This window comes from Fortiea sp. LEGE XX443 (assembly GCF_015206815.1).
Lineage (GTDB): Bacteria > Cyanobacteriota > Cyanobacteriia > Cyanobacteriales > Nostocaceae > Nostoc_B.
This window is the reverse complement of record NZ_JADEXZ010000126.1, coordinates 1-9,101: the sequence shown is the minus strand read 5'-3', so window position 1 is coordinate 9,101 and position 9,101 is coordinate 1. Positions and strand designations below refer to the sequence as shown.

Sequence of the window (9,101 nt, the reverse complement as noted above, 5' to 3'; positions counted from 1 at the left end):
CCAGTTCTTCTTTGGATAACTGGCCCAAACTTTCTTTTTCTAGTTCTTGAGGCAGGTTTTGGTTCATATTTGTGATACTCCACCTCAACTGTCCCCTTTGTCAATACTCTGTTACCTGAATCCTTACTAAATATCTATAATTTTCAGTTGCATAGGGAAAGAGAAAATCAATATCTTTACTCAGTCTGTATTCATCATATTCTAATGCCAAAAGTGTACCACCAGCAAAATGTGCAGAAGCTTTTTTTAAAATTTCTGGATTAAAAGCATTAAGTATTTTTAGTATTTTATTGTGATGATTTAAGTCAAACACTTCAAAATCTGGTAATATCCAAGAGTTATATTTTTTGGCTAAGTAATGAACAAAGTTTTTTTCTTCTTGTTTTAAATTTTTGAAAGTATTTTGTTGATGCCAATTGCGCTGGTACAATTGGAGCATTTCTTTTTCAGTTAATTTATTTATATTGTTTATTTGCCAACCAACAGATTCTAGAAATGGAAGCTTTTGTGGATTGAGCATATAGCAGGTGACAGGGAACAGGGAACAGGTGACAGGGTTAAAAGTCCTTTAGTGCATGAGTTTTATCATTAGCCGATGTCCTAACTGCCTTGGCTACTGCTATAATAGCCATCAGATAATGAAATGGTAAAAAAGTAATAGTGTCAGTTAGTTTAGATTTGAAATGAATTAATCATGGTTTTGACTAATGGTAAATAGCGACTATATTCTTTTTCTTCGGCGGTATAAGTAATATAATAGGCATTACCTTCTCTGACTGTGCCAATTTCTAAAACTTGCAGCTTGCATTGATATTCTTGACGGGAATAGGTTAATTTGTAGGCATGAAATTGAGATAAGGTAGTTGTTAATTTGGTGTCGTCGGTAATTTCTATCTGAGAATAATTTCGTTTAAGTCGCTCTAAAATTATATTTTTATATTCGTTGAGAGATAGGACTTGGGGTAATTCGGTCTTATGGACTGTAACTTCTAAAGAACAAGAACTTATCTGTGGTAGATTTTGGGGAATAAATTGGACTAATTCACCATCAAAGTTACCTTTTTTTTTGGGTATCCAGTTATCTGCATATTTGATTTTGATACCAGATTGAGAATATTCTTTAATTAAAGGCGGAGTTTGGTGACGAGTAGCTTGAAATCCTAGCCATAAAATCACAGGAATGATAGTTGCAAATACTCCTACACCCAGCCATATTTTTCCTCCAGTTTTTCTGCTTGGTGCTGGAGTTAATTGTATTTTGGGAGGTAAAATAAGTGCATTCACTGCTTGCAATGCTTCTGATGCTGACTGATAACGCTGATTCCAGTCACGACGCACCATTTTATCTATAATGTTAGCTAGTTCGGCGCTAACTTGAGCGCGATCGCGCCAGACAATTTCCTTTATCTGTGAACTGAGAAGCGCTATACCAGGGGACGCAATTCCTGTTAAGGCTTGGATAGCAATTACACCCACTGCATAGATATCACTACTTAATACTGGATTACCTTCGTATTGTTCAATAGGTGCATAACCTTTAGTACCTATGACAGTGGCAGAATTTACTTGTCCTTGAGCATTCATTATCTGGGTAGTGACTTCTTTAACTGCACCAAAATCAATCAGAAAAATTTTCTTATCAGATGCACGTCTCAGAATATTTGAAGGTTTGATATCTCGATGAATTAAATAATATTTGTGGACAAAACTTAAGACTTCTAAAATCTCGCGTAAAAGTTGAATTACGTAAGTTTCGCTGAGTTTTTTTCCGTGTACTAATTCCTGGTTAAGATCGTGACCTTCAATATATTCTTGTACTAAATAAAATTCTTGATTTTCTGTAAAGTAGGCAAGCAAGCGGGGAATTTGCTCATGATTTCCTAACTCTTGTAATTTTTGCGCTTCCCGTTCAAATAATTTTTTCCCAATTTCCCAGTGAATTGGATTTTGTGGTTTAAATTGCTTGACAACACATAAAGGATTTCCAGGTAATTTAGTGTCTTTGGCGATGTAGGTTTGCCCAAAACCACCAGCACCCAAGGCTCGAATAATTTCATAACGTCCATCAATAGTCATGCCAGTTGCCTTACATACTTCCCCTATGTTTTCTTTATACTATTTCTCTACAGGATTATTATTCATATTAAAAAAATTATTAAGTTGTTAACAAACAAAACTCATGTCTTACATCCCAGAATATGCCTTGATTATGCAGAGCGATCGCACTATTCTCTTAGAAGTACATTCTCCCACAGCCGCCAAAGCCAGAGAAGCGATCGCTCAACTATTACTTACAAGGTATAAGTAAAATCATTTATCAGCATTCCTGGAACTAGACTACCACCTAATTGCCGACTATCATAAGTGCCAACTTCAGGGATAAATTCTTGAAAATTGGTTAAATCTACAAGATTTTCTCCCCAAAAGCGATAGAGGCTTTCGTCAAAACGTAGGTTTTCGATAGGTGCGATGATTTCGCCGTTTTCTACCCAAAAACAGGCATAACGAGTCATACCTGTAATTCTACCTGTGGGGCGATCGCTCCAATTCAGATAATGCAAATTCGAGACATATAACCCTGTATCTAAGCTGGGTAGAATTTGTTCAAATCTTAAACTCCCTAAACTCACCTCTGGGGTGCGTAAACTTTCTGAACTGTTAGCACCGTTAGCCGTTTTTTGATACTCTTTAGCAGTACGAGAACTAACTAAGCTATTTACTAAAATTCCTTGTTCAATTATTGGTAATTCTGGTGCTGCCATTTCGCCTAGTTCATTAAAGCGTGGCACTAAACCTAGTTGAAAGTTTTCTTTCAAACTAAACTTTGGAGATAACTGCTTTTCTTGTCTTGATAACACAGCTAAAGCACTATTACCCTGTTGGATATCTGCTTCACTCACAGCACCCCAAGAAAGCATACTTAATAAATCAGCAACAGCCGCCGGTGCAAAATAAGTTTTATATTGTCCTCGTGACAATTCTTTTGCTGGATGAGACAGTAATTTTATTTGCTTTTTTGCTTCGCTGATTTTAGCTAGATAACTTTCTGCATTCCAATTACTCCCGGCACATGTACCTTTAACAGCTTGCCCAGAACTGATAAACAAAGAATAATCTAATGTAAAAGTATCAGTCACAAACCAGTGTTTCTGACCGCTAGAATCGCCATACCCTTTAATAACAATTCCTCCAGCATAAATGCCAGTAAAATCTAATTCTGCCACTTCCGCAAGTATAGTAGGAACTACTGCTTCTGGTGCTAATAAATTACTATGATGTACTTCTCTACTAGTATTATTGCCTGAAGGCAAAACTAGATAAGTATCAATCGGTAATAGAGGTAGTTCATTTCGTAATTCTTGTAAAGCTTGATATGCTCTCTGCCAATCTTTCTCCCAATATCCCGTAAAGGGAAACTGTCTAGAACTACTGCGCTGATCTGCCATTAAAGTCAATTCAATCCAACCATCAGCCACACAACCAGTTTGTCTGACTTTAGCATGATTAAAGCGAGTAAATTGACTACGTTCACTGCTGAGTTTGACAGTAAATGCCTCATCTCCTGCTTTTTTATTCAGGAGAGTTTCTAACAGTTTATTAAAGCTAACTTCTAAAGTAGATAATTCTTCTTTCATTGAGATGATAGTAAGTCTTAATTAAGATACATATGAAAAAGTCATTTTTTTGCCTTTTGCCTCAACCGCCTCCACCAAAAACTTCCACATTAGCAAATACACAAACGGGTGAACCATGTCCTACCCAAATAGCTTGATTGGGTTCCCCTTTACCGCAGTAAGGAGTACCGTACATTTGCCAACTATCAGCATCGCCGATTTTGATTAAGCTGTGCCAAAATTCTGGGGTTGTGGCGCGATAGTTGGGGTTACGGAGCGTTTTCGTAAGTTTACCATTCTCAATTAATTTGGCATATTCGCAACCAAATTGGAATTTATAACGGCGATCGTCGATTGACCAAGACCGATTCGATTCCATATAAACGCCATGTTCTATACTGCTAATAATTTCCTCAAAGCTGGCGTTTCCTGGCTCTAAATTTAAGTTAGCCATGCGATCAATTGCTGGTCGATTCCATGAGGAAGCACGAGCGCAAGCAACCCCTGGTACTCCTGATCTGGCCTGACTTTCTGCGCTACCTAAACCTCGTTGCAGAACCCCGTCTTTAATTAAATGCTCCCGTGTGGCTACTGCACCGGTATCATCAAAAGCGTAGCTGGCATACTCACCCAGCACCGTGGGATCAAAGGTAATGTTCATCAATGGCGAACCGTAAACTAGCTGGCCAAAATCTTCGGTGGTAACAAAACTACCGCCGGCATAGTTGCGCTCATCACCTAAAATCCGGTCAATTTCTAGAGGATGTCCCACGCTTTCATGGATTTGCAGCATCATTTGGTCTGGGGCTAAGACTAAATTGGTGCGCGTATTTGGGCATTCTGTTGCTGTCAATAATTCTATGGCTTGTTCACCTACTTGTTGTACCTTTTGCCACAAATTTTCTTGTCTTAAAAGTTCCCATCCCCCTTGATAAGAGTGCGCTTGCCAACCGTTATTGGTGCGTTGCTGAACAATTGCTCCATCTTGGGCGATCGCTCCATAATGAATTCCCAAGGAGATAAACTTTTGATAGACTTCTGAGCCGTTGCTGCTAACAAACCAAGTTTCTCGCTCGTTAGTACTAATACTGGCTGTGGTTTGTACGATTTTGTCATCAACTTTCAGTGTTCGGCACATCCGCACTAGTAAATTATTGATTTCTCCCGGACTCAAAGCATCCAATGGCTCTAAAAAAGGTGAGTTATATTCACCTACAACCTTGGGACGCTGACTTTCTCGAAACGGATATATCCACCATTTACTGGAGAATAGTGCTTGTTTGTAAGCTATTTGGGCAGCAGCTTCTAAGGAGGCTAGTTCTAAAGAGTTGGTAGCGGCATAACCGAGACAGCCATCAACTAAAACTTCCAGCATGACTCCCTCGGTGGTAGATTTGCCATTTGCTTGGGGGATGCCATCACGCACAAAACGGCTGGAAGCAGTTTCTTTGACGGCTCTAATCCCAATCCAATCAGCAGGAATATCAAAGTTGGCGATCGCTTTTGTAAGTTTAGACCACATAATAATTACATTCAAAATTAATAAATTTATTGTTGGCAATTTTTGTATTTATAGGTATCAACTACTGAGTTTTCCTAATTCACTGGTTTATCTACCCCAAGATTCACTCTAAGTTTTTATTATCTATCAAATATCTAGCAATTAAACGCAGCATCTAAATTTCCTTCTATTTTGCTATTTTGTAGAGGAAATTCTAATTATGTAAAAAATTAATTGTATTTGATACTAATTGCTATTCTTTAACTTTTACCCTAATCGATGTAAATTATCAAACATAAACTAATTTTTCAAGACTGTTATCACCACCCACTCCAAAAGAGAGATTTAGTGCAATAATGCAAAAGGCAAAAATTAGCCAATAAACCAGGGAATTAGGGCAAAACAACGTGACAATCAAATGTCATGTTCTGATAACAATTAAGCAATATATCTAGTTTTTTTGACAAAAATTTAGCTAAAAAAGGCTTTTGTTGGTGAATTTTTGAGATAAAAACTTAAATTTAGGAGTGAAAAAAGCTGATGCCTAAGATTAATTCCTATGCCAGCGCGTACCTTCAGGACTATCAATTAAAATAACACCTTGGGCTTGCAGTTCGTTACGGATGCGATCGCCTGCTGCAAAATCTCTCGCTTTCCTAGCAGCTTGCCGTTGTTGGATCAAATCTTCAATTTCAGCATCGCTTAAACCATCGTTTACTGGGCTGATATCATCGATTGTAGCGGTTAAACCGAAAACATTTGCTAAAGTCACAAGAGTTTGCCACTGTTTTCTTAGTTCATCGGCTGGTGTTTCAGTTTTACCCCGATGTACAATAATATTCCCTTCGCGGCGTAGTTCTTTAGCTAACTCAAATATTACAGCTAACCCACCAGGAAAATTGAAGTCATCGTTTACAGCTTCTTGGAAGCGTTCGACAAAATTAGTGCTGAGTGCTGTTAGCGGTAGCGGGGCGTTTAGCCCGTGCTGGTCACTGAGAGGAGTCGAAGTGTGAGTGCTGAGTGTTTCTTCCCAACTGAGTTGTTGACCGAATTGATCACCAAATAGCAAACCTTCTTTAATAGTGTGCCAGCCGTTAGTGGCGGCGGCGATCGCATCATCGGTAAAATCTAGAGGTGTCCGATATTGAGCCATCAGTACAAATAACCGAACTGCCATCGGGTCAACATTACGATCAAGCAAGTCGCGGATGGTGGTAAAGTTACCCAAAGATTTGGACATTTTTTCACCATCCACTTTCACCATCCCGTTGTGCAGCCAGTAATTCGCTAAAGGTTTACCTGTGACGGCTTCTGATTGAGCAATTTCATTTTCGTGGTGGGGGAAAATTAAATCAGCACCACCAGCATGAATATCTATTGTCTCACCTAAGCGATCGCGCACCATCGCCGAGCATTCAATATGCCAACCTGGACGACCAGCACCCCAAGGTGATTCCCAAGCTGGTTCTCCGGGTTTGGCTGCTTTCCACAACGCAAAATCAAAGGGGTCTTTTTTCTTTTGATATTCTGAGTCTTCTATATTAACGCGCGCACTCGCCCCAGCTTGCATATCTTCTAACCTGCGTCCCGAAAGCCTGCCATACTCAGCAAACTGCCGCACCGCATAGTAAACATCACCATCCGAGGGGTAAGCAAAGCCTTTAGTTTCCAAATCATGAATTAACCGCTGAATCCCGTTCATCGTATGCGTCGCACGAGGATACTCATCAGCTTCTTTAATTCCCAGCCGTGCCATATCCTCAAAATATGCTTTGATAAAGCGATCTGCTACAGCTTCCATTGATGAATGTTCTGCACGCGCTCGATTTAGAATTTTGTCATCAACATCCGTAAAATTCTGCACATAGCGGACTTCATAGCCGATAAACTGGAGATAGCGGCGCACGACATCCCAAACAATGCAAGCTCTAGCATGACCCAAATGGCAGTAATCATAAACCGTCACACCGCAGTAATACATCTTAACCTTGCCAGGTTCGACTGTGTTAAACGGTTCTTGACGACGGGTGAGAGTATTGTAAACAGTTAGGGTCATAACAGAGTAATGCTGCAATAGAGGGATACGCAATAATAGGGGTAAAGCAGCTGGGAAGTTTATCCAGCATCCCTATGCTAGTGTTTTCTGGACTATCTGCGCTACCCTTTGTGAATCTAAATTTATCAACAGTGGTAGTCGCAACTTAGAGAACTTTCCTATTTTTTAAATTGTTTGATAACAGCTTTATGCAATCAGCAGTGACTTCCGAATCTCCAGCCATGAATGCTCCGAAACAAGGATTACCAGTAACAATTATTACTGGATTTCTTGGTAGCGGCAAAACGACTTTACTAAATCATATTCTCACCAACCAACAGGGTTTAAAAACTGCTGTACTGGTGAATGAATTTGGTGAAATTGGCATCGACAATGAGTTAATTGTCTCTACCGACGACAGTAATAATATGGTAGAGCTAAGTAACGGTTGTATTTGCTGCACTATTAATAATGATTTAGTTGATGCCGTTTACAAAGTATTAGAACGTGAAGAAAAGCTAGATTACCTAGTGGTAGAAACCACTGGATTAGCAGATCCGCTACCAGTAGCCTTGACATTTTTAGGCACAGAATTGCGGGATTTAACCCGACTAGATTCGATTATTACTGTCGTAGATGCAGCAAATTACAGCCTAGATTTATTCAATTCTCAAGCAGCTTATAGCCAAATTGCCTACGGTGATATCATTCTGTTGAACAAGACAGATTTAGTTGATCAAGCGACTTTGAATGAATTAGAACGCAAAATCAACGAAGTCAAAGAAGGCTCTAGAATTGTGCGGACTCAGCGATCGCAAGTACCTCTGGCTTTAATTCTCAGTGTAGGATTGTTTGAGTCTGACAAATATTTTGACACTGCCGATGAGCATGATCACGATCATGAGCATCACGATCATGACCATGACGACCATGATCATTCAACTTGTGGTCACGACCATCACGACCACGACCATGAGCATCACCACCATCATTCCGACCATTTAGAAAATGATGGCTTTACCTCCATATCTTTCCAGAGTGACAAGCCTTTGTCTATCAGGAAGTTCCAGTATTTCCTAGACAACCAGCTACCCACAAGCATTTTTCGCGCTAAGGGTGTAATGTGGTTTGATGAAAGTCCCAAACGGCACATTTTCCACCTCTGCGGTAAGCGCTTCACCTTAGATGATGATGAGTGGAAAGGTGAACCAAAAAACCAGCTAGTGTTGATTGGTCAAAATCTAGACCGTGAAACTTTAATCACGCAGCTAGAAAACTGTGTTTGTTTACCTTCTGTAAGTCGCGGTCAAGGCTTCGGGAAATAAGTATGAAGTGTGACGTATGAAGTATGAAGTATGAAGTGTGAAGCATGAAATATTAGTTTTTATACTATATACTTCATACTTTTATGCGCGTTATTATCCAGCGAGTAAAATCATCACAAGTGACGATTAATGGTGGAATTGTAGGCAAAATTGGGCGAGGACTCAACTTGCTTGTTGGTATTGCTGATACTGACACAGATGCAGAACTCGACTGGATGGCGCGTAAATGTCTAGAATTGCGGCTGTTTCCCGATGAAGAAGGTGGAGACAGATGGCAAAAATCTGTGCAAGAAATTAATGGTGAATTGTTGATAGTGAGTCAGTTCACCCTTTACGGCGACTGTCGCAAAGGTCGCCGTCCCTCTTTTGACCGTTCTGCTGCGCCTCAAATAGCAGAAGATTTATACAACAGCTTTGTTAAGGGACTTCCAGAGAATAAAGTATACAACTTATGAAAATGATAATCATTCTGGTGGGGGGAAGGGAAAGGTTGCTAACGGCAACCTTTCCCTTCCCTTTTTGTAGTAAATTCAATGATGATTCGATTTTGGATGTGCATAGGTGTCAATGGAATTAACAGATTCACTAAAGCATTTGTTGAAGGAAACTGCACAGCAATTAAAAGG

At 39.7% G+C, this 9,101-nt stretch carries 7 protein-coding genes and 1 pseudogene; 3 read left to right on the top strand and 5 right to left on the bottom strand.

Features of this window, described 5'->3' with window-relative positions; translation table 11 throughout:
- Positions 1-100 precede the first annotated feature (100 nt).
- Together IQ259_RS26180 and IQ259_RS26175 are read right to left on the bottom strand one after the other, a co-directional pair.
- A complete protein-coding gene (locus tag IQ259_RS26180) occupies positions 101-520 on the bottom strand; it encodes a nucleotidyl transferase AbiEii/AbiGii toxin family protein (RefSeq protein ID WP_228014798.1) in 420 nt (139 codons plus the stop codon).
- 152 nt (positions 521-672) lie between these two features.
- Complete coding sequence (locus tag IQ259_RS26175) at positions 673-2,076, bottom strand: serine/threonine-protein kinase (RefSeq protein WP_193888907.1); 1,404 nt, start codon at positions 2,074-2,076, stop codon at positions 673-675.
- Positions 2,077-2,179: 103 nt separating this feature from the next.
- Between IQ259_RS26175 and IQ259_RS27670 the strand changes: the two genes are divergently transcribed.
- Positions 2,180-2,308 (top strand): hypothetical protein, encoded by a 129-nt coding sequence (locus IQ259_RS27670; RefSeq protein WP_255525587.1) that lies wholly within the window; start codon positions 2,180-2,182, stop codon positions 2,306-2,308.
- Here IQ259_RS27670 and IQ259_RS26170 read toward each other — a convergent pair.
- From IQ259_RS26170 to cysS, 3 genes are all read right to left on the bottom strand, one after another.
- Positions 2,292-3,635, bottom strand: coding sequence for a TldD/PmbA family protein (locus tag IQ259_RS26170; protein WP_193888906.1), 1,344 nt, complete (start codon positions 3,633-3,635; stop codon positions 2,292-2,294). The two genes, IQ259_RS27670 and IQ259_RS26170, sit on opposite strands and share 17 nt — an antisense overlap.
- Before the next feature lie 61 nt (positions 3,636-3,696).
- Positions 3,697-5,136, bottom strand: a complete 1,440-nt coding sequence (locus IQ259_RS26165; RefSeq protein WP_193888905.1) for a TldD/PmbA family protein — start codon at positions 5,134-5,136, stop codon at positions 3,697-3,699.
- 529 nt (positions 5,137-5,665) lie between these two features.
- A complete protein-coding gene (gene cysS, locus IQ259_RS26160) occupies positions 5,666-7,171 on the bottom strand; it encodes a cysteine--tRNA ligase (RefSeq protein WP_193888904.1) in 1,506 nt (501 codons plus the stop codon).
- 188 nt (positions 7,172-7,359) lie between these two features.
- Here cysS and IQ259_RS26155 point away from each other — a divergent pair, with 188 nt between their 5' ends.
- Both IQ259_RS26155 and dtd read left to right on the top strand, forming a co-directional pair.
- Positions 7,360-8,475, top strand: a complete 1,116-nt coding sequence (locus IQ259_RS26155; RefSeq protein WP_193888903.1) for a GTP-binding protein — start codon at positions 7,360-7,362, stop codon at positions 8,473-8,475.
- An 83-nt stretch (positions 8,476-8,558) separates the two neighbouring features.
- Positions 8,559-8,912: pseudogene (gene dtd, locus IQ259_RS26150) on the top strand (D-aminoacyl-tRNA deacylase); the annotation flags it as partial.
- Positions 8,913-9,101: the final 189 nt, after the last annotated feature.

Coding starts and splice junctions, on each gene's coding strand:
- IQ259_RS26165 (WP_193888905.1), bottom strand. CDS start 5,136: ATGTGGTCTAAACTTACAAAAGCGATCGCCAACTTTGATATTCCTGCT.
- IQ259_RS26175 (WP_193888907.1), bottom strand. CDS start 2,076: ATGACTATTGATGGACGTTATGAAATTATTCGAGCCTTGGGTGCTGGT.
- cysS (WP_193888904.1), bottom strand. CDS start 7,171: ATGACCCTAACTGTTTACAATACTCTCACCCGTCGTCAAGAACCGTTT.
- IQ259_RS26170 (WP_193888906.1), bottom strand. CDS start 3,635: ATGAAAGAAGAATTATCTACTTTAGAAGTTAGCTTTAATAAACTGTTA.
- IQ259_RS26155 (WP_193888903.1), top strand. CDS start 7,360: ATGCAATCAGCAGTGACTTCCGAATCTCCAGCCATGAATGCTCCGAAA.
- IQ259_RS26180 (WP_228014798.1), bottom strand. CDS start 520: ATGCTCAATCCACAAAAGCTTCCATTTCTAGAATCTGTTGGTTGGCAA.
- IQ259_RS27670 (WP_255525587.1), top strand. CDS start 2,180: ATGTCTTACATCCCAGAATATGCCTTGATTATGCAGAGCGATCGCACT.